Genomic DNA, 17241 nt, shown 5'->3' with positions numbered 1-17241 from the left:
GCAAAGGCGGACGGAAACCACCCGCAGCACCCGCCAGCGCGACATGATGACCGCACCACGCACCAAGGGGGGAAACATGGAACGCGACCTCGACGGCTACACCGCGCCCGGCCTCGATGGGAAAGATGAACGCCAGACCGTATGGCGTCCCGGCGGATTTTCCCTTGAACGCGGACCCCTCGGTCCGGGATGCGCCTGCCCCTGCAACATCGCCCACCCGGACTACCTCACCCGGGCGTGCGACGTGGACGGCCACACGTCCGTGGCTCGGGTCAGTATTTGGAGCAACGGCCAGACCTCCCACCTGCTACCGCTGTGTGCGCCGTGCGCGGCGGCCCAGCTTTACGACAGGTGGGAGTTCGCCAAGGCCGACGCGGCAATTTGGCGGCAAGCCCAGAGCGCACCAGGGTTCGCAGCAGTCCTCGTGATCATCGCCGCCGTCCTACTTCGGTCCTGGGCGGTCGCAGGAATTGCTGGCGGGCTCGTTCTGTCGATGTTCATCATCAGCCTCGGCCACGAACGCGCCCTCCACCGGAACAAGCGCCCGTGACCACAGCGAACCCCTCCCCGTTGCCTGGCCTCCCTGAGGAGCCAGCGGCGGGACCTCGTGTTGTTCGGTGCGGCCTCTGCGCTCATCCGCTCACGGACGCCGCCTCCCGCCGCCGGGGCATGGGCGACGACTGCCGCCGCAAGCTCGGCGAGCGGCCCGTGCGCGGCCCCGGACGGTTCCAGATCGAGCAGGACACGCTGCCCGAAGGATGAGCGGTGGTCCTCCTCACCTGCACCACCCCGACCTGCACCTTTCCGGTTCCCGCCTTAGCCTGGCCGTGGGGGCGAGCTGAGGGAGCGCGTATGCCGTCGCCGATCTGGTCCGGGACGTTGACGTTTGCACTGGTCGCGATACCCGTGCAGCTCGTCAGCGCCTCCTCATCCCACAAAATCGCGTTCCGGCAGGTCCACACCGCAGACATGGGCCCCGTGAAGTACCGGAAGACCTGCGAGATCGACGGCGAAACCCTGGAGCAGGGCGACATCGGCCGCGCCTACGAAGCCGCCGACGGCACCCTCGTCCCCATCACGGACGCCGAACTCGACGAGCTGCCGCTGCCGACGGCGAAGACCATCGAGGTCTCCGGGTTCCTCGACCTCGCCAGCGTGCCCGGCGAGATGTTCGACCGCCCCTACTTCCTCACCCCCAGCAGCCCGGCCGGGAAGAAGCCCTACGTCCTCATGCGGGAAGCCCTCGCCCGCTCCGGCAAAGCCGCCGTCGGAAAGTACGCGATCCGCGGCGGCGAAAACCTCGGCGTCGTCTACGCCGCAGGCGACGTCCTCGTCCTGCAACGCCTCCGCTGGCCCGACGAACTCCGCGCCGCCGGCGACGCCGCGCCCCGCGGTGAGGTGGACTTGTCGGAGGATGAGCTTCAGGCTGCTCTCGACTATGTGACGGCGCTCGGTGACACCGACATGGCGGCGTTTCATGACGAGTACGCAGCGGCTGTTGCGGATCTGGTCACGGCGAAGGTCGAGCATGCTGATCTGCCGAAGCGTGAGCCGAAGCGCCGCTCCGACCCCGCGGGCCCCGTCGACCTCATGGCCGCACTCAAGGCCGCTGCGGACCAGGCGCGCGCGGACCGCGGGGAGGACGCCGACGTCCATCACATGGGGGAGCGGAAGGCCAGCGCGAAAAAGACCGCCGCCAGGAAGGCGACGGCCAAGAAGGCAGCGCGGAAGAAGGCCGGCTAGTGGGCCGTGGGGTCGTCGGGGTGGCAGGGACCGCGGCACAGACGCCCCTGGCAGGGCAGCGTGCACCAGGCGGCGCCCACGATGCCGTCAGCGCCCGGTCCGCTGTGTGGGCCGCGGTGCAGGGGCGGTTCGGTGCAGGTGATGTGCTGGCCGAGGACGGCGTGGCGGTCGCCGCAGACCGGGACGGCGCTCATGACGGCATCCGGCAGCCGTCGTGGGGTTCCTGGCGCAGCGGCACGTTCAGGCAGACGAACTGGGCGCCGTGTCCCCAGCGGATGCCGATGGTGCGGTTGCAGTTCTCGTCGCCGTCGCGCCAGCCGACGAGACAAAGGGGCCGCCACCACGGCCAGTCGACGTCAGCCCAGCGGAAGAAGCGGCTGGACGCCACGGGGGTGTCGAGGTCATCGGTCATTGGGCTCGCCTCGGGTCGGCTCCCGTTGCATTGGCCAACCAGGGGCGGCCTTCATCCGTTCCACGTCGATGTCGATGAAGCCCAGCTCCAGCAGGTGCAGCAGCACTTCCGTCACCTGCGCTCGCGTGACCTGAGCACCAGTCTGGCCGGGCGACTCATAGGGCCCGTCAGGGCCGAACGTCCAGTTATCTGCCGCAGGGAGCCCGACCCGAAGGATCTGGGCGAACGGACTGCCGTCGCTGGTGTCGACGGGGATGCGCGGGAACGGGTCGAACATGCCCTCGGGTAGGGCGGGCTTGATGGTCACGGCGTCTCCTTCCGTGCGACCGCCTGTGCGGCGGTCATCCCGTTGACGCTGATGCCGGGTGCCGCCTCGATGGCCAGCCGTTTGGCGGTCTCCAGATCGAAGCGGTGGGCGTCCAGCCACTCGTCTTCGCGTTCGGAAGGGATCGACTCGTAGGACCACTCGCCGTTGGCACCGAGGCATTTACGGTGCCGGATGACAGCCCATCGACCACGGCCCCGCGCCTCTACGGCGACCACGAACACCGGGTAGTTGATGTCGTCCTCTGGTAGCAGCGACACCTCGAACCGGGTCGGCCGGACCGTGATGTCGGGCCGCGCTCGCCGCTTCACGCACACCGGATCGGGGCAGTTGTCCGCCAGGCCGGGGTGCGCCCCGTCAAGGGGTCCGCCGGGATAGTGCGCATCGGTGGTCACACCGCCTCCAGGATTCGTCGGGCGATGGCGGTGGGGTAGCCGTCGGTGATCTCTTCCTGGAGGTTGCCCCAGCCGCCCGCAGCGTGCCGCACGGCTTCCACGGCGGTCGCGTCCAGCCAGTCGCACAACTCCAGGGCCAGTTCGGGCGACAGGAGGCCGCACAGGATGCCGATGGGGCCGCCGAGCGCGTTGTCCAGGTCGGCGTACCAGCGCTCCGGCGGGCGGTCATCCTCCGCCTGCCTCGCCTGGGCAGCCTCCGCCGCCCCTCGCAGCCTGGCCGCCGCCTGATGCAGCACCAGAGCCGGACCCGGCGGCGGCAGGGCGACGGGCGGCAGGACGGTGGTCATGACGCCTCCCTCCACCAGCGCAGCCCATCGGGCTCGGGGCGGCCTGGGTCGCCGTCGATCTCGGCGAGCCGGGCCGACCAGCGAGCCACGCAGGCGGCGGCGTGCTCCCGCTCCTGGGTGGTCATGCATTTCGTCAGGTACCGCCACTTGCCGTGCAACCACACCGTGCCCCACGCGTCATCGGCGACCACTTGCGCGGGGCTGACGGCCGCGACCAGCGGCAGCACGGCGGCGGCCAGCGCGTCCACGTCGCCAACACAGAGAGCGCAGGTCACCGAGTAACTGTGTCCAGGGTTGCCGCCGCCCTTGTGGTGATCCCACTTCTCCTGGCCCGGCGTGTACGTCCACCCGGCGGACGGGGTGGAGCGCAGAAGGTGGGCTATGCGGTGAGCTAGGCCAGGGGCAGTCATGACATCACCTTTGCCTGCGGGTATTGGCAGGCAATGCACGGTTCCAGCCACTCCGGCTCGCCCATGCTGTAGTACGACGGGCCTTCGGCCGGGTAGGAGTACACCGGGTCGATGCCGGACCCCTTGCAGCGGGGGCAGCTCACCGGGTGAGCGTCGTGATCCTTGGCGGGGTGGACTCGGTGGGACCACCAACTGCCGCTGGGGCACTCGACCCAGCCAATGGACGCGCCGCATTCTGCGCAGTCGGCGATTAGGTCATCGGTCATAATTTCTCCCGGTATGTAATGCTTCAGTATCTCGCGAACTGGCCCGCCAGGGAAGGGTGTTGACCGCTGCGGCGACCAGGAACATGCAGGTCAGACGGCAGGTGGCGGGCGTCACTGGGTGGTGCTGCCCTTGGTCATGCGCGCCTTCCGTTCGGCCCGGCGGACGGCCTCCCGCTCCTGCCACACTGCGGTCTCCGAACCCGCACCGACACCACACGTGCAGTTGGCGACCAAATCGCGGTCCCCGCCAGCGGCGGCAGAATTGCAGCCGCCGACGACCTTGCGCCCGGCCTCGCACAACCGCCTCGTGCAGCACGGGCATTCGGGACAGGCTTCCCCGGCGGGCACTTCGTAGATCGCGCCGAACTGCTCGGGCATACCCCAGTCCTCGCTCATGGCTTCCTCCCAGGTTGTGGTGATTCCGGTGTACCGGATGGGCGCGGGGGTCATGCGGCTTCGGGTTCGGTGTCGGGCTCGTCGTCCCAGCGCTCGGTCCAGTAACGCCGGTCCTCAGCCCCCACCTGAGCGGGCGTGTCCTCGGCCAGCGGGAGGGCGGAGGCGGTCATGTGAGTTGTGCTCGGGTGATCAGCGGGTGCGGTCCGAGCGTCACCCAGTCGCAGCCGCCATGTGCATGGACCGCGCCGGTCTCCTCGTCCTGCCAGGCCCCGTCGAGGTCGAACGGAATGGACCGAGCGGCCTCGGCAAACGCTCCCTTAGCGGCGTCCTTGCTGGCGTAAACGCCGAGAACGTCGCCGCCCTCACTGTCTTCGCCCTTACTGAGGACCCACACGACCGGGCCGCCCGGTGCACTGCGGAGTTCGATGTTGGCCATGATTGCCTTCTAGGCGGCGATGAGTATGCGGTCGGTGCGGAAGTCGCGACGGTCGTCCCGCAGCAGGTCGTGGCAGGTGACGAGGACAGCCCCGTCGCTGCTGAGCCACAGGCTTCGGGGCTGGACGGCCCGCACACTGCCGACCCCGTCGCGGTCCCGGTACGTGATCCGGACGGTGGCCGCGGTGTCGATCGCGGCGTACAGGCGGACGAGCAGCCCGTAGTGGCGGCCCCGCACCGCCGTCACCAGGTGGCGGCCAGCGCGCAGCGCGGCACGGATACTGCGGCGGATCGTGCGGACGGTACGGGCCATTGAATCCCCCAGTTGTTCCTTGCTGTCCCTACGAACCTTACAGATAGAACTGTAAGGTTCGCAAGGTCCCTACGGGATCAACTGACAGTTCCTTACGGACCACCACTCCCTTACACTCCTGACATGACCGAGCCGGAGAAGGTCCCCGTCGAAGAGGCCCGAAAGAAGATCGCCGACCTCCTGGACGGCACCCAGCACCACGACGCGGAGTACGAGATCACCCGACGAGGCAAGCCAGCCGGGCAACTAGTGCCGCCCGCCCTCGTCCCCGCGCTCCGCGAAGAAATCCGGAGCCTCCGCGAGGACGCCGAGACACTCCGCAAGGAACTGTCGGCAGCACGGAAGCCCAATCCCGCCGAGGAGAGCTGACATGGCCTACCGCCCGTACCCGGACGCCGACCGAGCCCGCCACCAACTCGACCGCCACGCGCAGGCGCCGCGCACCGTGAACGCCCGCGTCGCCCTGCTGGCGTCGGGCATCACATCCGAAGAGGCCGCCCGCCGCCTCACCGAGAACGTTGCCGCCATCGGGTCCGCCCTGCGCAACGTCGTCCGACCCACCATGCGAAGCAACGCATGAACGAGGTATGGATCGCGCGCTACCTGACCTACCACCATCCCGGCGAGGAAGAGTTCCCCACCCTCGAAGAGGCGATCGGCTTCCTCGCGTGGGGTGAGGAAGCGGGCAGGCTCGCCGGGATGGCGATCATCGCGCCGGACGGAAGCGTCGCCCTCGATGGCGAGAGGCTCGACCGCGCCCTGGCGGAGCGACTCGACGCCTGACCCCGCGCACACCAAAGCCCCCAGCCTCAATGAGCCGGGAGTCGCTTGCTGCCCGCGTGGTCAGTTTTGGTCGCATCCGGTCACCCATGGTCGCCCGGAGCGCAATACTCCACACCGCCCGCGTCCGCCTATGCCCCGGTGGCAGCCTGATCCCGCCCCTGACGCGCTGCCCTCGGTTTCCCCTGAACGGCCACCGCGGACGGGGTGAGCTGATGGCGCCCGGCTGGTTACCGGACGGCCCCGGCCCGCCGCCCCTTCCGCCCCCATGGACGGGGCGGCGGAAAAGCCCCCAGCCGACACCGGCTGGGGGCTTGCTGCTGTCGGGGTCAGCGGAGCTTGCTGCGGCCGCCTCCGGGCGCCGCACCAGCCCGGCGCCCACGGCCCCGCCGGACGCGGCGATCGACGGCCTGCTGCTCCTCAGCGGCCTTGAGCGCCAGCGTCTCCAGCATCGCCAGCGGCAGCCCCGCCTCACCGTCCCGCGCGGCCTTCGTACAGACAGGGCTGGCACAGTGCGCAGGGGACGCCACGACACCCGACTCCGGGTAGACCATGCCCTCGGGCGGCAGGTAGTGAACCCCGCAGATCACGCAGCAGTAGACGCTTCGCACCTTGGCCTCCTAGCCGACCGTGCCGGTACCGCCGCAGGTATTGCACGACGCCGTGTACTCACGGACATGCGACACCTGGTTGCCGTCCTTGTCCAGTTCCACCTCAACGGTGGTGTGCGTCGTCACTCGCTGACCGTGACAGGCCGGACACGTCTCAGACATGGCACCAGGGTGGCACTGTCGGCCTCCGTGCGCACTCGAACTGGCAACCACCCTGTGGCGTCAGCACGCCGGGCCAGCGCTCACCTGGACCTTCTTCGGCCGCTTCGCAGGGGTGGCGTCGGCGTCGTAGCCGGGATTGTCGCTGACCCACGCCGCCTCTGTGCAGAAACCTGGGCCGGTCGGTGACTCGTCAGGCAGGGTGTCGAAGGTGCTTCGGCAGTCGGCCTGGTTCCAGTTGCCGACGACCTGGGCACCGTCGGGCAGGTCCGGAACGCGCATCCAGATGATTACGTCGCGGATCGGCCCGCACCCGGTCCGAGTCGGCTTCGGCTTGGGCGGTGGTGGTGCCTTCGTCGTCGCCACGGCGGTCTTTGCCGGGGCCGCAGTGGTCGCGGGAGCTACGGTCGCGACAGGGCTCGGACTGCTGCTCACCGACGGGCTCGGCGTCGCCTCGGCGCTGGTGTTCTTCTTCGCGGGACCGCCGACTGTGCCGATGATGAACATCAGCACCAGGAACCCGACCGCCCCGGTTGTCGACCACGGGGCGATCCGCTTCCGCTTCGACATGCGCCGACGCGGTGTTGGCCCTCCGGGTGGTGGCGTGCCCCACTGCTGGCCTGGCTGCTGCTGCGACATGGTGCCCCCAAGGCGGTGCGGTTGAGGCGGGGAGCATCGCAGGCGTACCAGCAGGTAACCGGGCAAGTTGCAGTGTCGTGACAAACGCGACCGGGATGATCAGAAACGGTCATCAGTGATCAACGGTCACGACTGCGTCACACCCACCCGAGCCAGCCCCCCGGCCTGCCAAGCTCCCCCCACAACCGCACCAGGGGGGAACCATGAACACCCGCACAACCAGCCTCGCCATGCTCGCCGCCGGACTCCTGCTCACACTCACCGCCTGCGGGGGAAGCGACGACGGCGACAGCAAGAGCAGCGGTACCACAGGGGCCAGCAAGGCTCAGCACGGCGACGCCAGCGCGGCCTACCGCACCATCCACACCGCAGTGCCCACGACCAGCATCACCGCCGTCGTCACCGAAGCCAACGACGGCAACCACCTTATGGGCCGCCCCCACCAGTACACGTCCGCGATCAAATTCGCTGACAGCAGGCTCAAGGCAGCCGACCTGGACGGCCTCGACAAAGACGACGTGACCCGCGGCGGCGGCATCGAGGTCTTCGGCAACCACGCCGACGCCCAGGCCCGCGCCGACTACATCCAGACCGTCACCAAGGGCCTGCCCGCACTATCGGAGTACGACTACGTCCACGGCACCACCGTCCTCCGCATCAGCCACCTCCTCACCCCGTCACAGGCCAAGGAATACGACCAGGCCGGAGACAAGCTGTGAGAGCCGCCAGGCGCCTCGCCGCGGGTGCCGTGACGCTCACCGTGGCCGCGCTCGCCGCAGGTTGCGGAGGCAGCGACGCTGGCACCCGGCCGGACCGTGCCTCCACCGCCGAGGCGAGCCCCGCCGCGACCGTCACCGCCGCAGCACCAGCGGCCACCACCGTGCCGGCCCCGACGACGCCGGCCACCACCACGCCGCCCACTCCGGAAGAAAAGATCAACACGATCGCCGCAGACCACGGCTGGACTCTCGACGATCCCGCAGCCGAGGACGACGACTCCTACGACGATCCCTACGACGCCGACAGTCTCTACGCCACGCCAGCCGACTTCGTCCAGGACATGTGCGACTCCCTGCCCGACCAGGCTGCCAACGGCCCCGCTCAGTGGCTCGCTGAAGGCCAGGCCACGTCGTCGGGCCAGATGAACATCCTCAAGACAGGCATCCCCCTGCTCTGCCCGGAATGGACGAAGACGGTCAAGCAGGCCGTGTCCGGCCACTACCCGGTGTACATCGGCAGCGGAACCTACAAGGTCACATCGAAGCGCGCCGACGACACCGTTCCGCCCGGCACCTATCGCACGACCGGCGACCTCGAAGGTTGCTACTGGGAACGGACCAGGGCCAACGGCGACATCATCGACAACAACTTCGCCACCGCCGCCACAAAGATCACCGTCACGATTCTGCCGTCTGACGACCTCTTCACGTCGCAGGAGTGCGGAACCTGGAAGCCCGTCGGCTGAGCGCCGCACGGGGAAGCAGCGTTCGAGCATTGGGGGTTGGGAATGGGAATTCGACTGTCCGGCGGCCTGGGTCCGATTCGCGTGTCGGTGCCGGTGACGTCCGGGCGGCGCAGGCGCCGCTCACGCGCATCGGGCACACCCGGCGGGACGCTCGTGGCGCCGGTAATGCTCCTCTGGTGGGTGCTTCTGTACGGGCTGTACTGGCCCTGCCGACTGGTGTACTTCGAGCTCCCCCGGGCCGCCTGGAGGGCGTGGAAGAGGCGGCAGGCCCGGCGTGCGTTCGCCGCCGCGCACCCCACGGCGGGCTGGACCGACCGCTGACCTAATCCGCGCATGGAACTGCCCGCCACCCCACGGTGGCGGGCAGTTCGTGCTCACGCCCCGATGGCCTGCTGGCCGCCGGTCTCGAACATGTTGATGACGTCGGCCATTTCGGCGTACACCTGCGTCAGGAGCGGCCGGTCGTCTTCTGTGTACGCGACGACCTTGTCGATCCGCGACCCGGCCGGGCCTGGCACCTTGCCCGGACGCCGCCCGTGGACCTTGAAGTACCGGTTCGAGACGCGCGCCCCGAACCCGGACTGGAACTTCGCCACGGTCTTGGCTTTGTGGCCCTGCTCCGCGAGGAACACTGCGGCGTACAACGGCGTCTCCGACGACTCCAGCGCCGGAACCTCACCCATCGCCCGCGCCATGATGACCTTGCCCGTTGCCACCGCATACGGCTCCGGCAGAACCGGCCGCAGCAACACCAGCAACTCCGCCTGATCCCGGTACGGCAGAACACCGGACGGCGGAGGAAGCTCCAGCGGGGGAGTGCCGGGATTCGCCTCCTTGCGGAGGCCCGGCAGGACGACGCCATACACCCAGGACTGGAACCGTTCGACCTGCTCGCGCACTCCGAGATCCTTCACCCGGTTCGCCTGCCGCTGCCCGATGACCCGATAGAAGCCGGGCTCGGTCAGATGCCAGACCTGCTGCTCGCCGCCAGGGGTGGGAGCTGTCTCCCACCCCTTCTCGGCATCCGGGACGGTGCGCAGCATGTCCTTCGCCGAGTGGAAACCCAGCGCGCGGGCCACGCCCGCTGCCACCACCTTGAAGGCGTCGCCGTCCGGGCGTAGTTCGATGTCGAACTCGTCGGTCGTAAAGCGCTCGATGCTCACAGGCTTACCTCCGCCTTGTGCTCGGCAACGGCGGCCAGGAGCTGGGCGTGGACCTGCTCCAGCCGGTCGGCGTGGGCACGGATCTGGTCGATCACCGCAGCCAGGCCGTCCGCGTCCAGCTCCAGGGTTTCGTCAGGGCTGGGCTCGAACGACACGTGCGGCTCGCGGGGGCTGTCGCCGTCGTCCTCGTACGGCCACTGCCGGACCATCGCCGACAGCACCGGCCACGCCACCGCGTCCACACCGCCCTGAACCCGCATCGGCAGCCGCATCGCCACGGCCGCCGAGTCGTGCGTCAGGTCACCCACCATCCCGCCCTGGTCATGCGCATGGGTGGCCACACACCACGAAGGGCACGATTCGGTGATCACACCGCCGCCGTGGATACGGCGCAACCAACGGCGCGGAACAGGCGACGAGGCAGGAGCGGGTAAAGCCGGGGGAGGAGCGGCCGCCTCAGGGGCGGCTGCGGGCATGCCGAGGGCCGTAGACTCCATAGCGAAGTCCTTTCGTAGAGGTTGGGACTCATCGACTGGCGGGGTGCAACCCGCTGGTCTTGCAGCGGCCGGGGAGGTCAGAGCCCCCGGCCGTTGTGCTCTTCTCCGGCCTGACGCTAAGACCGGCCAAGCACGCGGTGATCAAAACCGGATGTTAGATCCGCGTTAGATTGACGCTTATAGGTTGACTGTTTGCGCAGCTCAGGGTGTGTTTTATGTGGCGACACGACCTGCTGACCTGTGCCGTTCGCTGACTTCCGGGATCGATCGATACGCACAACTACGCACCGCCTAGGGACCTTCCGCCCTAGATCGTTGTCTTGAAGTCGCCGCTTCCGGACCGACACGAAGGACGCTACAACGACGTGAGACGGCGACCGGAGCGAGCCGATCAAATCGGGCGACGCCTCGATGTGCCAAGGGATTAGCACCCGCCTGATGCGGGCGTACACCTCCCGTTCCACGCGCCGCTGTCCTCCCTGGTACTCACTACGGCTCACCGAGAGCCTCCGAGAAGCTCCGAGCCGTACCCGTTGTGGCGAGACGGCTGGAATTCGCCGTTCGGATCATCCCCGGCGAGTAGGCAACCCGCCAAAACGCACCAGCAGGATCGCGCCCCTGATTGCCGAAAGTTATATGTCTTCTCCGTGACCTCTGGCAGCCCTGAGTGATCACTCCGAGTGAATTGCCTGGTGGTGCGAGTGCGCCCAGACGGGGCGAAGCGCGCGGCAGCGATGATCCATGACCGAAACGCGCGCCGATCGGTACACCTAGTCACACCGGTCGGGCTCGTAGGCGTTCAGGTACACGCCGCGGAGCCCCTGCGGTCTCACTAGGCCCTCGGTGGCCAGCGCCTGCGCCGCCAGCGTGCAGGTCATGGCGCTGACGCCAAGGTGATCGGCCATCTCGGAGCGCGAGAGCAGCCGGTCGCCAGGCTTCATGTAGCCAGCCAGGATTTCGGCGCGGAGGACGTCTGTCACCTGTCGGATGAGACTGGGAGCGCCCTTCGCGTAGCTCCGCTCGACCTCAGCCTGCTGCCAAGTCGCGGAGAGGGACATCGGCGACGCAGCGTTGCTCTTGTTATGGACCGGCAGTTCGGTTTTTATCGCAGCAGTCTCGGCGGCGCGCGCTTCGGGTTCGGTGTCGAACCACTCGACGGTCTTGCTGGCCACCTGGGGCCACCACGACTTGTCGTCGGCGTGCTGACGCCACCGGCGGTCGGGGTCATCGCTGATGCCCGCATAGAGCAGGCGGCCCTCGGTGTCGAAGAGCCGGTAGAGGGCGGTGGGGACCTGCTTGTTGCGGCGTCGGGGAACGTGCCGGACCACCTCAAGCCCGAATGAGATCGGGTAGTCCGATTCCCAATCGTCCACGTAGTAGTAGAAGCCGGGCTCTGGCCGCTTGCAGCTCCCTGCCGTACCGAGGTAGCGGGGCGAGATGAGTTGGCGCGGGTAGAGATCCGGCGGCACTTCGTGCATCCAGTCCGGTCCGGGATGGCTGGCTTGCGATCGCTTGTGAAGGTGCACGGAGGCTCCCGCTTCAAAGGCCGTCATCTGTGATGTAGACAACAATAGAGTTATCTAGATGACTGTCAACCTCTGTTTGCATCTTTCGCGTTGGTCGCATGACTCCTTTGACCGATGCCGGGCGGCCACCTGTAGCTTTGTCATCTAGAGGTCTCATGAAGGAGGACGGGTGCCACGCCAGCCGCAAGGTCACGAGCCGCGCTACAGAACGATCGCGGGTGATCTGCGCGCGAAAATCGAGCGAGGCGAGCTGAAGCCGGACGGCAGGCTCCCGTCACAAGAAGAGATCATGGAGCAGTATGACGTCGCCATGGGGACCGCCCGGCAGGCATTGCAGGCACTCCAGGACCAAGGTCTGACGGTCGCCGTCCAGGGGCGAGGCGTGTACCCGCGCACGTATCGACCCCTTCCGCGACGTTCGCCAGCGCGCCTCGCGGCGGAGCAGTGGGGGTCGGGGCGGTCCATCTGGGAGATGGATCTCGAAGAGCGCGCCGACGACATGACTCAGCGGGTGCAGATTGAGAAGATCCCGGCGACCCCGACTATTGCGAGGCAACTCAGCGTCAGCGAGAACGAGTACGTCTGGAAGCGTGATCGCCTCTTCCTGCTCGCCGACCACCCGGTGCAACGGGCTGTGTCCTACCTGCCGTCGTCGCTGGTTGAGGGCACGGCCATTACCCAGTTGGACACCGGCCCCGGTGGTATCTATGCACGCCTCGCCGACATCGGGCATGCCCCGGCGAGATTCACAGAAGCGCTGCGAGCCCGTATGCCCTCAAAGGAAGAGGCGGATGACCTTGCCCTGCCGCCCGCAACCCCCGTGCTTGAGATCACCCGCATTGCCTACGACGACACCGGGATCCCGGTTGAGGTCAACGACATGCTGCTGAATGCCTACGCATACGTGCTGGAGTACGACTTCCCCGCCTAGGTCGCCGGTTCGCGAGCCCCCCTCCAACTCTGTTGGGCGGGGGCTCTTTTGTGTGCCCATGAGCCCGCTAGACATCTAGAGGACATGATGGTTATCTAGATGAACGCAAGAGAAGTCGAAGCCTGCGATGGGAGTCAACGTGCTGCGCGTGAAGGAGGTCGCCGACCGCCTAAGGGTTCATCCCGCGACTGTGTACCGCTGGATCGCAGACGGCCGCCTTCCCGCCGTCCGCTACGGGAAGCCGATTGTTCCCGGCACGCCGATCAAGGGCGGCGGCGGATCGATCAGGATCCCCGAAGACGCACTAGCCAGCGCCGATAACGCCCTGGGCGACGCCGCCTAGAACGCAAGACGCCCCGGTCGGCGCTACGAACGCCGACCGGGGCCAGACCACCCGAAGCCTCGAAGCAACCGGGAGATCGACATGAACGTTACGCCCCAGAACAGCACCGCGCCTGTGTCGCGGGCCGACGCGGCGGCTCACCGTGCCGCGTCCTTCGTCCACCCCTCCGCCTCCGCCCCGACCGATTCGGACCCGGATGCGGATGAGTTGCTGCGCCGCGTCCGTAGCTCGCGTTCGAATCTGACGGTGTGCCCGGAGTGCCACGCCGCGTTCTCGGGCAGTGCCCACGTGTGCCAGCCGAAGGCCGCCCCCGCGGTGGATGCGGCCCGGTTGCGCGTGGAGACGGAGACCGCATACCTGCTGCGCGACCGGCAGGGCTACGACGAGTACCGGCAGTGGGCGCAGGGGGCGGCAGCATGACCGCCGACTCCGAGCCGGTTCCGGCCCCGCGTAGTCCGGAGGACGCCGCCCTGGAGCGGGCGATCGCCGCGAAGCCCGTGCAACTCCCGCCGCTGCCCGCCGACCCGCACGACCGCAGGCTCGCCATGACCGTCAGGGGCTGGTGATGACCGCCGCCGAAGAACACGCCGCCGCTGACGCCGACTACGCCACCGCCCAGGACTGGCCCAACCCCGAACCCGTGCGCGAAGAGCAAGCCCCCACCTGCTGCACCACCACACTCCTCTGCCCCACCCACGACCGGGCCTTCCACCCCGGCGCCCACTAAGCCCCCGGCCCGCAGTCACACCCCCCGCTGCGGGCCGGGCCCCAACCCCCACCCCAGGAGCAGCAATGTCCGAGAACCCCGGCGGTTCCGTCACCACCGAGAAGAACGACGACGGCACCACCACCGTGATCATCACCAGCGACGGCGTCGCCATCCACGACTGCCCCGGCGGCCTCACCGAAGACGAACTCCTCGACTGACCAGGACCCTCCTGCACCACCCACCGAGAGGAGCCCGCCATGGGCCAGGCCAACCCGGAAACCGGCAGCGACATCGAGTACGAGGCGGACGGCGACTACACCATCACCTTCCCCATGAGCCTCCCGACCCCGCCCCCGCCCGCCAAAGACGACAACGACAGATGACATTCCGCCGCGACCGCAGCCAGGACTTCGCCGACCACCAGCTCACCGACGCCCTCCTCGCCGCCGCAAAAGCCGACCTCCCCGACGACGACGAATTCGCACGCGTCCTCCGCGACGGCCTCGAAACCCGGACCCTGCCACCCGGCCACAACTGGCCAACCACCCGCTGACAACCGACCGCAGACCGCACCCCAACCACCCCGAAGGGACCCACCGTGACAAGCCCCGACGCCCAGCGCACGCCCCGCACCCAACATGTGCTCGTGGGCATAGTCGCCGTGGGCGCGGCCGTCATCGCGGGAATCGGCTTCACCGGGTCCTACGCCGCCGTCCGGGAACTCGCCCGCCAGCAAGGCTTCGGCTGGTTCTCCAACGTGTTCCCCATTGGCATCGACGCCGGAATCGTCGTCCTCCTCGCCCTCGACATGCTCCTCACCTGGAAACGCATTCCGTTCCCGCTACTCCGCCAGACCGCTTGGCTGCTGACCGCTGCGACCGTGGCGTTCAACGCCGCAGCATCCTGGCCCCGGCCGCTCGGGGTGGCCATGCACGCCTCTATCCCGGTGCTGTTCATCGTCACCGTCGAAGCCGGCCGGCACGCAGTCGGCCGACTCGCGGACATCACCGCGGACCGGCATATCGAGCCCGTGCGCCTGTCCCGCTGGGTCCTCGCACCGTGGCCGACGTTCCGCTTATGGCGGCGCATGAAGTTGTGGGAAATCCGCACCTACGGTGAGGCGATCCGGCGCGAGCAGGACCGGCTGGTTTACCGGGTCCGGCTTCGTGCCCGTTACGGGCGGGCGTGGCGGACGGCCGCTCCGGTCGAGACGCGGATCCCGCTGCGGCTGAGCCGATATGGCATTCCGATTGGCGGCCTCGAAGCGACCGCTGACGGTGCATCCGAGGCGCCACAGCCGATGCCCGCCACGGCGCCAGCCCCGCCCCCAATGGGCGCCACAGGCGACGCTACGGAGCACGCCCCCATGGTGCCCCAGGTGCGCCACGAAGCACCCGCCACCAAGGCCCCCGTGGCGCCCCAGCCCGACGCCACAGGGCACGTTCGTGGCGCCGCCACCAAGGCGCCCCGTGCGGCGCTCCGGAAGAAGAGCGCACCCGGCAGCCGTGAAGCAGCGAAGGAGGCGATCCGCGGCCTCTACGGCAGCCTCAGCTCCCGGCCCCTGGAGAGCCAGATGATCGCCGAGCTGATCCGGATCAAGTCTCGGTACACCTCCCGCCAGTACGCGAACAAGCTCCGTACCGAGATCGAAGAGGACGACCCGAAACTCGCCGCCCTCGGATCGGAGAACGTTCGCCCTCTCACCGGAACCGACGGATGAGAGCCCCTCCTGATTCCGACTCCGATCCCGACTCCGACCGGTCGGAGTCGGAACCGACCGTCGTGTTGATCAGCGCATGATCCCCATCCCCGTTCCGATTCCGACTCCGACCGGAGTAGGAATCGGCTTGACGAAGGAGCCCCCTGTGGCCGCCCGTACCGCCGAACCGGCAGCACCGGTTGCGGCACCCAGCACTCCCGCAGAGGGGGCGTCATCCCCCCCGTCGCCGGTCCTCGCATGGCCGTCGGAGTGGCCCGTTCCGGTGCCGCCCGAGCAGACCGGCCGCACCCGCCGCCGTGCCGAACGCGGCCTGCCGGTGGCCCCGGCGCTCGCCGCAACAGGTAACGCCACCACCCTTGTGGCGACGACCGCCTACGCCACCGGTGGCGTCGTGGCGCTGGCCGCCACGGGCGCTCTCGTGGCGGCCGGGGTGACGGCTTCTGTCGTGCGCCGCCGCGCCACGGTGAAGCGGAACATGGCGGCCCGTCGTAGCGCCGGCTCTGGCGGCGGCGGGCGCCGCCCTGGTGGCACCACCGCCAACTGGGGGAGCCTTGCTTCGCCTGCTGGCGGACGGCGCCCTGCGGCAGGCCGTGGCGGCGGCCACAGCGGAGGTGGACTGGATTCCGCTTCCGGCGGATCGAGGCGCCACGGAGGCGGCGGCACCGGCCCGACCGGGCACGGTGCCGGGAAGGGGTCGGCGGCACCGGGAAGCGCCACACCCGGCGGCGGTGGCGGCCGTCATGCCGCCGACGCCAACACGCCGAAACTGTTGAAGCCCCACAAGAAGAACCGTAAGAACAAGGCGCCGACGTCCCCGACACTGAAGGCCGCAGTCGCCCGCACCACCCGCAACGCGGCGGCACCCGGCTCGAAGCCCCGCAAAACCCTGGCCGCAGTCGGCCACAGCGCCGCTGCCGCCGCCCGCAGGACCCTCGGCCCCGCATCCCCGGCCGTGCGCTCCGCCAAAGCCCTGGGGCGTGGCGCCAAGGCCGCGTGGAAGGCCGAGCGCGCCGTCAAGGCCCGGAAAAACGCCGCCGCCCGCGCGAAGAAGATCCGTCACGGCGCCATCGACGGACTCCGCGCCGTACTCGCCGCAGCCTGGACCGGCCTCCGCAAACGCGACCGCAAAGCCGCGCTCGCCCGGCTCCGCGACACCTGGGGGCGGCACCGCAAACACCGCGCCGCCAAAAACGCCACCGCACCCGAACCACCCGCCGTCGCAGGCAGCGTGCGGCGCCCCGCAAGCACGCCCCCGACCACAACTCCTGGAGTCAGCCCCGTGTCCGGACACCACTTCGTCGCCCCCGCCATGGAGGCCGCGCGTATCGCCGCCGCCTACGAACCCACCGGCATGCTCCAGGTCGGCGCGGACTTCACCGGCCTCGAAGAGGCCCTGCGCCTCGAAGCCGAAGCCATCAAGATCAGCGTCGAGAAAGCCGACGCCGCTTTCCCCCTCGACCCGCGCATCATCGAAATCATGCGGCAGATCCACGGCCTCAAGCTCAAGGCCGCCGAGATGGCCACCGAACTGCGGCCCGCGTTCGAGAACCTCCACCAGGTCGACCTCGACCGGCTCCGCAACCCCCGCAAGGGCGCCGCCGGCGAACGCATGTGGGACGTCACCACCAACCTCGGCACCACCTCCTCCTGACCACC

The 17241-nt window shown here is 68.8% G+C and carries 33 protein-coding genes; 18 read left to right on the top strand and 15 right to left on the bottom strand.

Translation table 11 applies throughout. The features are described 5' to 3' along the window. Positions 1-76: 76 nt before the first annotated feature. The 3 genes from ABZX65_RS26960 to ABZX65_RS26950 all read left to right on the top strand — a co-directional run bounded on the left by ABZX65_RS26960 (position 77) and on the right by ABZX65_RS26950 (position 1743). Positions 77-550: a hypothetical protein gene (locus ABZX65_RS26960; RefSeq protein WP_355345163.1), complete on the top strand. Its 474-nt coding sequence runs from the start codon at positions 77-79 to the stop codon at positions 548-550. Then, a complete protein-coding gene (locus tag ABZX65_RS26955; protein WP_355345160.1) occupies positions 547-762 on the top strand; it encodes a DUF6011 domain-containing protein in 216 nt (71 codons plus the stop codon). The genes ABZX65_RS26960 and ABZX65_RS26955 overlap by 4 nt, the downstream gene beginning before the upstream one ends. A gap of 90 nt (positions 763-852) precedes the next feature. Next, positions 853-1743 (top strand): Ku protein, encoded by an 891-nt coding sequence (locus ABZX65_RS26950; RefSeq protein ID WP_355345157.1) that lies wholly within the window; start codon positions 853-855, stop codon positions 1741-1743. On the opposite strand, the gene ABZX65_RS26945 is transcribed toward ABZX65_RS26950, so the two are convergent. The 10 genes from ABZX65_RS26945 to ABZX65_RS26900 form a co-directional block, all read right to left on the bottom strand. Then, a complete protein-coding gene (locus ABZX65_RS26945; protein ID WP_355345155.1) occupies positions 1740-1937 on the bottom strand; it encodes a hypothetical protein in 198 nt (65 codons plus the stop codon). The genes ABZX65_RS26950 and ABZX65_RS26945 overlap by 4 nt on opposite strands. Beyond that, entirely contained in the window at positions 1934-2155 is a 222-nt protein-coding gene (locus ABZX65_RS26940; RefSeq protein ID WP_355345152.1) for a hypothetical protein, read from the bottom strand. Before ABZX65_RS26940 ends, ABZX65_RS26945 begins: the two co-directional genes overlap by 4 nt. Beyond that, positions 2145-2462 carry a hypothetical protein gene (locus ABZX65_RS26935; RefSeq protein WP_355345150.1) on the bottom strand — a complete coding sequence of 106 codons (318 nt, stop codon included), beginning with the start codon at positions 2460-2462 and terminating at the stop codon, positions 2145-2147. Before ABZX65_RS26935 ends, ABZX65_RS26940 begins: the two co-directional genes overlap by 11 nt. Continuing rightward, entirely contained in the window at positions 2459-2875 is a 417-nt protein-coding gene (locus tag ABZX65_RS26930) for a hypothetical protein (protein WP_355345147.1), read from the bottom strand. Before ABZX65_RS26930 ends, ABZX65_RS26935 begins: the two co-directional genes overlap by 4 nt. Further along, positions 2872-3222 carry a hypothetical protein gene (locus ABZX65_RS26925; RefSeq protein WP_355345144.1) on the bottom strand — a complete coding sequence of 117 codons (351 nt, stop codon included), beginning with the start codon at positions 3220-3222 and terminating at the stop codon, positions 2872-2874. The genes ABZX65_RS26930 and ABZX65_RS26925 overlap by 4 nt, the downstream gene beginning before the upstream one ends. Further along, the gene (locus tag ABZX65_RS26920; RefSeq protein ID WP_355345141.1) at positions 3219-3632 is read right to left on the bottom strand and encodes a hypothetical protein; all 414 of its coding nucleotides are present in this window, start codon (positions 3630-3632) and stop codon (positions 3219-3221) included. Before ABZX65_RS26920 ends, ABZX65_RS26925 begins: the two co-directional genes overlap by 4 nt. Then, a complete protein-coding gene (locus ABZX65_RS26915) occupies positions 3629-3898 on the bottom strand; it encodes a hypothetical protein (RefSeq protein ID WP_355345138.1) in 270 nt (89 codons plus the stop codon). The genes ABZX65_RS26920 and ABZX65_RS26915 overlap by 4 nt, the downstream gene beginning before the upstream one ends. A 111-nt stretch (positions 3899-4009) precedes the next feature. Beyond that, positions 4010-4294, bottom strand: coding sequence for a hypothetical protein (locus ABZX65_RS26910; RefSeq protein ID WP_355345135.1), 285 nt, complete (start codon positions 4292-4294; stop codon positions 4010-4012). Positions 4295-4460: 166 nt separating this feature from the next. Then, positions 4461-4730, bottom strand: a complete 270-nt coding sequence (locus tag ABZX65_RS26905) for a hypothetical protein (RefSeq protein WP_355345132.1) — start codon at positions 4728-4730, stop codon at positions 4461-4463. 9 nt (positions 4731-4739) lie between these two features. Next, entirely contained in the window at positions 4740-5042 is a 303-nt protein-coding gene (locus ABZX65_RS26900; protein ID WP_355345129.1) for a WYL domain-containing protein, read from the bottom strand. Between the two features lie 123 nt (positions 5043-5165). Here ABZX65_RS26900 and ABZX65_RS26895 point away from each other — a divergent pair, with 123 nt between their 5' ends. The 3 genes from ABZX65_RS26895 to ABZX65_RS26885 are packed head-to-tail and all read left to right on the top strand — an operon-like array spanning position 5166 to position 5825. Continuing rightward, complete coding sequence (locus tag ABZX65_RS26895) at positions 5166-5411, top strand: type II toxin-antitoxin system prevent-host-death family antitoxin (protein WP_355345126.1); 246 nt, start codon at positions 5166-5168, stop codon at positions 5409-5411. 1 nt (position 5412) lies between these two features. Then, positions 5413-5622: a hypothetical protein gene (locus tag ABZX65_RS26890; RefSeq protein WP_355345123.1), complete on the top strand. Its 210-nt coding sequence runs from the start codon at positions 5413-5415 to the stop codon at positions 5620-5622. Continuing rightward, positions 5619-5825 (top strand): hypothetical protein, encoded by a 207-nt coding sequence (locus ABZX65_RS26885; protein WP_355345120.1) that lies wholly within the window; start codon positions 5619-5621, stop codon positions 5823-5825. Before ABZX65_RS26890 ends, ABZX65_RS26885 begins: the two co-directional genes overlap by 4 nt. 326 nt (positions 5826-6151) lie before the next feature. On the opposite strand, the gene ABZX65_RS26880 is transcribed toward ABZX65_RS26885, so the two are convergent. Both ABZX65_RS26880 and ABZX65_RS26875 read right to left on the bottom strand, forming a co-directional pair. Next, the gene (locus tag ABZX65_RS26880) at positions 6152-6433 is read right to left on the bottom strand and encodes a hypothetical protein (protein ID WP_355345117.1); all 282 of its coding nucleotides are present in this window, start codon (positions 6431-6433) and stop codon (positions 6152-6154) included. Positions 6434-6655: 222 nt separating this feature from the next. Continuing rightward, positions 6656-7162, bottom strand: a complete 507-nt coding sequence (locus ABZX65_RS26875; protein ID WP_355345114.1) for a hypothetical protein — start codon at positions 7160-7162, stop codon at positions 6656-6658. Positions 7163-7434: 272 nt separating this feature from the next. Here ABZX65_RS26875 and ABZX65_RS26870 point away from each other — a divergent pair, with 272 nt between their 5' ends. Together ABZX65_RS26870 and ABZX65_RS26865 are read left to right on the top strand one after the other, a co-directional pair. Beyond that, on the top strand, positions 7435-7950 hold the full coding sequence (locus ABZX65_RS26870; protein WP_355345111.1) for a hypothetical protein: 516 nt from the start codon (positions 7435-7437) through the stop codon (positions 7948-7950). Positions 7951-7979: 29 nt separating this feature from the next. Then, a complete protein-coding gene (locus tag ABZX65_RS26865; RefSeq protein ID WP_355345108.1) occupies positions 7980-8696 on the top strand; it encodes a hypothetical protein in 717 nt (238 codons plus the stop codon). Positions 8697-9070: 374 nt separating this feature from the next. On the opposite strand, the gene ABZX65_RS26860 is transcribed toward ABZX65_RS26865, so the two are convergent. The 3 genes from ABZX65_RS26860 to ABZX65_RS26850 form a co-directional block, all read right to left on the bottom strand. Then, the gene (locus ABZX65_RS26860) at positions 9071-9859 is read right to left on the bottom strand and encodes a Bro-N domain-containing protein (protein WP_355345105.1); all 789 of its coding nucleotides are present in this window, start codon (positions 9857-9859) and stop codon (positions 9071-9073) included. Further along, a complete protein-coding gene (locus tag ABZX65_RS26855) occupies positions 9856-10170 on the bottom strand; it encodes a hypothetical protein (protein ID WP_355345102.1) in 315 nt (104 codons plus the stop codon). Before ABZX65_RS26855 ends, ABZX65_RS26860 begins: the two co-directional genes overlap by 4 nt. 956 nt (positions 10171-11126) lie before the next feature. Next, positions 11127-11909, bottom strand: coding sequence for a GntR family transcriptional regulator (locus ABZX65_RS26850; protein WP_355345099.1), 783 nt, complete (start codon positions 11907-11909; stop codon positions 11127-11129). Positions 11910-12051: 142 nt separating this feature from the next. On the opposite strand from ABZX65_RS26850, the gene ABZX65_RS26845 reads away from it, so the two are divergent. From ABZX65_RS26845 to ABZX65_RS26800, 10 genes are all read left to right on the top strand, one after another. Then, complete coding sequence (locus tag ABZX65_RS26845; protein WP_355345096.1) at positions 12052-12813, top strand: GntR family transcriptional regulator; 762 nt, start codon at positions 12052-12054, stop codon at positions 12811-12813. A 127-nt stretch (positions 12814-12940) separates the two neighbouring features. Further along, positions 12941-13156 carry a helix-turn-helix domain-containing protein gene (locus tag ABZX65_RS26840; protein ID WP_355345093.1) on the top strand — a complete coding sequence of 72 codons (216 nt, stop codon included), beginning with the start codon at positions 12941-12943 and terminating at the stop codon, positions 13154-13156. Positions 13157-13237: 81 nt separating this feature from the next. Further along, a complete protein-coding gene (locus ABZX65_RS26835; protein WP_355345090.1) occupies positions 13238-13576 on the top strand; it encodes a hypothetical protein in 339 nt (112 codons plus the stop codon). Continuing rightward, entirely contained in the window at positions 13573-13722 is a 150-nt protein-coding gene (locus ABZX65_RS26830; RefSeq protein WP_355345087.1) for a hypothetical protein, read from the top strand. Before ABZX65_RS26835 ends, ABZX65_RS26830 begins: the two co-directional genes overlap by 4 nt. Continuing rightward, positions 13722-13883, top strand: a complete 162-nt coding sequence (locus ABZX65_RS26825; RefSeq protein ID WP_355345084.1) for a hypothetical protein — start codon at positions 13722-13724, stop codon at positions 13881-13883. Before ABZX65_RS26830 ends, ABZX65_RS26825 begins: the two co-directional genes overlap by 1 nt. 65 nt (positions 13884-13948) lie before the next feature. Next, complete coding sequence (locus ABZX65_RS26820; RefSeq protein WP_355345081.1) at positions 13949-14083, top strand: hypothetical protein; 135 nt, start codon at positions 13949-13951, stop codon at positions 14081-14083. A gap of 39 nt (positions 14084-14122) precedes the next feature. Next, positions 14123-14248: a hypothetical protein gene (locus ABZX65_RS26815; protein ID WP_355345078.1), complete on the top strand. Its 126-nt coding sequence runs from the start codon at positions 14123-14125 to the stop codon at positions 14246-14248. Continuing rightward, positions 14245-14418: a hypothetical protein gene (locus tag ABZX65_RS26810; RefSeq protein ID WP_355345075.1), complete on the top strand. Its 174-nt coding sequence runs from the start codon at positions 14245-14247 to the stop codon at positions 14416-14418. Before ABZX65_RS26815 ends, ABZX65_RS26810 begins: the two co-directional genes overlap by 4 nt. A gap of 45 nt (positions 14419-14463) precedes the next feature. After that, the gene (locus ABZX65_RS26805; protein WP_355345072.1) at positions 14464-15585 is read left to right on the top strand and encodes a DUF2637 domain-containing protein; all 1122 of its coding nucleotides are present in this window, start codon (positions 14464-14466) and stop codon (positions 15583-15585) included. A 769-nt stretch (positions 15586-16354) separates the two neighbouring features. After that, entirely contained in the window at positions 16355-17236 is an 882-nt protein-coding gene (locus ABZX65_RS26800; RefSeq protein ID WP_355345069.1) for a hypothetical protein, read from the top strand. The last annotated feature ends 5 nt before the right edge of the window (positions 17237-17241 follow it).

Source organism: Streptomyces sp. NPDC003300, from assembly GCF_040610915.1.
Taxonomy (GTDB): Bacteria; Actinomycetota; Actinomycetes; order Streptomycetales; family Streptomycetaceae; genus Actinacidiphila.
Note: the sequence above shows the minus strand (reverse complement) of the source record. Positions and strands in the feature narration are given on the sequence as shown.

What these genes read in the sequence shown, in the direction of transcription:
- ABZX65_RS26960 (WP_355345163.1), top strand. Translation starts at nt 77, where the DNA reads ATGGAACGCGACCTCGACGGCTACACCGCGCCCGGCCTCGATGGGAAA.
- ABZX65_RS26950 (WP_355345157.1), top strand. Translation starts at nt 853, where the DNA reads ATGCCGTCGCCGATCTGGTCCGGGACGTTGACGTTTGCACTGGTCGCG.
- ABZX65_RS26945 (WP_355345155.1), bottom strand. Translation starts at nt 1,937, where the DNA reads ATGAGCGCCGTCCCGGTCTGCGGCGACCGCCACGCCGTCCTCGGCCAG.
- ABZX65_RS26940 (WP_355345152.1), bottom strand. Translation starts at nt 2,155, where the DNA reads ATGACCGATGACCTCGACACCCCCGTGGCGTCCAGCCGCTTCTTCCGC.
- ABZX65_RS26925 (WP_355345144.1), bottom strand. Translation starts at nt 3,222, where the DNA reads ATGACCACCGTCCTGCCGCCCGTCGCCCTGCCGCCGCCGGGTCCGGCT.
- ABZX65_RS26920 (WP_355345141.1), bottom strand. Translation starts at nt 3,632, where the DNA reads ATGACTGCCCCTGGCCTAGCTCACCGCATAGCCCACCTTCTGCGCTCC.
- ABZX65_RS26915 (WP_355345138.1), bottom strand. Translation starts at nt 3,898, where the DNA reads ATGACCGATGACCTAATCGCCGACTGCGCAGAATGCGGCGCGTCCATT.
- ABZX65_RS26910 (WP_355345135.1), bottom strand. Translation starts at nt 4,294, where the DNA reads ATGAGCGAGGACTGGGGTATGCCCGAGCAGTTCGGCGCGATCTACGAA.
- ABZX65_RS26905 (WP_355345132.1), bottom strand. Translation starts at nt 4,730, where the DNA reads ATGGCCAACATCGAACTCCGCAGTGCACCGGGCGGCCCGGTCGTGTGG.
- ABZX65_RS26900 (WP_355345129.1), bottom strand. Translation starts at nt 5,042, where the DNA reads ATGGCCCGTACCGTCCGCACGATCCGCCGCAGTATCCGTGCCGCGCTG.
- ABZX65_RS26895 (WP_355345126.1), top strand. Translation starts at nt 5,166, where the DNA reads ATGACCGAGCCGGAGAAGGTCCCCGTCGAAGAGGCCCGAAAGAAGATC.
- ABZX65_RS26890 (WP_355345123.1), top strand. Translation starts at nt 5,413, where the DNA reads ATGGCCTACCGCCCGTACCCGGACGCCGACCGAGCCCGCCACCAACTC.
- ABZX65_RS26885 (WP_355345120.1), top strand. Translation starts at nt 5,619, where the DNA reads ATGAACGAGGTATGGATCGCGCGCTACCTGACCTACCACCATCCCGGC.
- ABZX65_RS26875 (WP_355345114.1), bottom strand. Translation starts at nt 7,162, where the DNA reads ATGTCGAAGCGGAAGCGGATCGCCCCGTGGTCGACAACCGGGGCGGTC.
- ABZX65_RS26870 (WP_355345111.1), top strand. Translation starts at nt 7,435, where the DNA reads ATGAACACCCGCACAACCAGCCTCGCCATGCTCGCCGCCGGACTCCTG.
- ABZX65_RS26855 (WP_355345102.1), bottom strand. Translation starts at nt 10,170, where the DNA reads ATGGTGGGTGACCTGACGCACGACTCGGCGGCCGTGGCGATGCGGCTG.
- ABZX65_RS26850 (WP_355345099.1), bottom strand. Translation starts at nt 11,909, where the DNA reads ATGACGGCCTTTGAAGCGGGAGCCTCCGTGCACCTTCACAAGCGATCG.
- ABZX65_RS26840 (WP_355345093.1), top strand. Translation starts at nt 12,941, where the DNA reads ATGGGAGTCAACGTGCTGCGCGTGAAGGAGGTCGCCGACCGCCTAAGG.
- ABZX65_RS26835 (WP_355345090.1), top strand. Translation starts at nt 13,238, where the DNA reads ATGAACGTTACGCCCCAGAACAGCACCGCGCCTGTGTCGCGGGCCGAC.
- ABZX65_RS26830 (WP_355345087.1), top strand. Translation starts at nt 13,573, where the DNA reads ATGACCGCCGACTCCGAGCCGGTTCCGGCCCCGCGTAGTCCGGAGGAC.
- ABZX65_RS26825 (WP_355345084.1), top strand. Translation starts at nt 13,722, where the DNA reads ATGACCGCCGCCGAAGAACACGCCGCCGCTGACGCCGACTACGCCACC.
- ABZX65_RS26820 (WP_355345081.1), top strand. Translation starts at nt 13,949, where the DNA reads ATGTCCGAGAACCCCGGCGGTTCCGTCACCACCGAGAAGAACGACGAC.
- ABZX65_RS26815 (WP_355345078.1), top strand. Translation starts at nt 14,123, where the DNA reads ATGGGCCAGGCCAACCCGGAAACCGGCAGCGACATCGAGTACGAGGCG.
- ABZX65_RS26810 (WP_355345075.1), top strand. Translation starts at nt 14,245, where the DNA reads ATGACATTCCGCCGCGACCGCAGCCAGGACTTCGCCGACCACCAGCTC.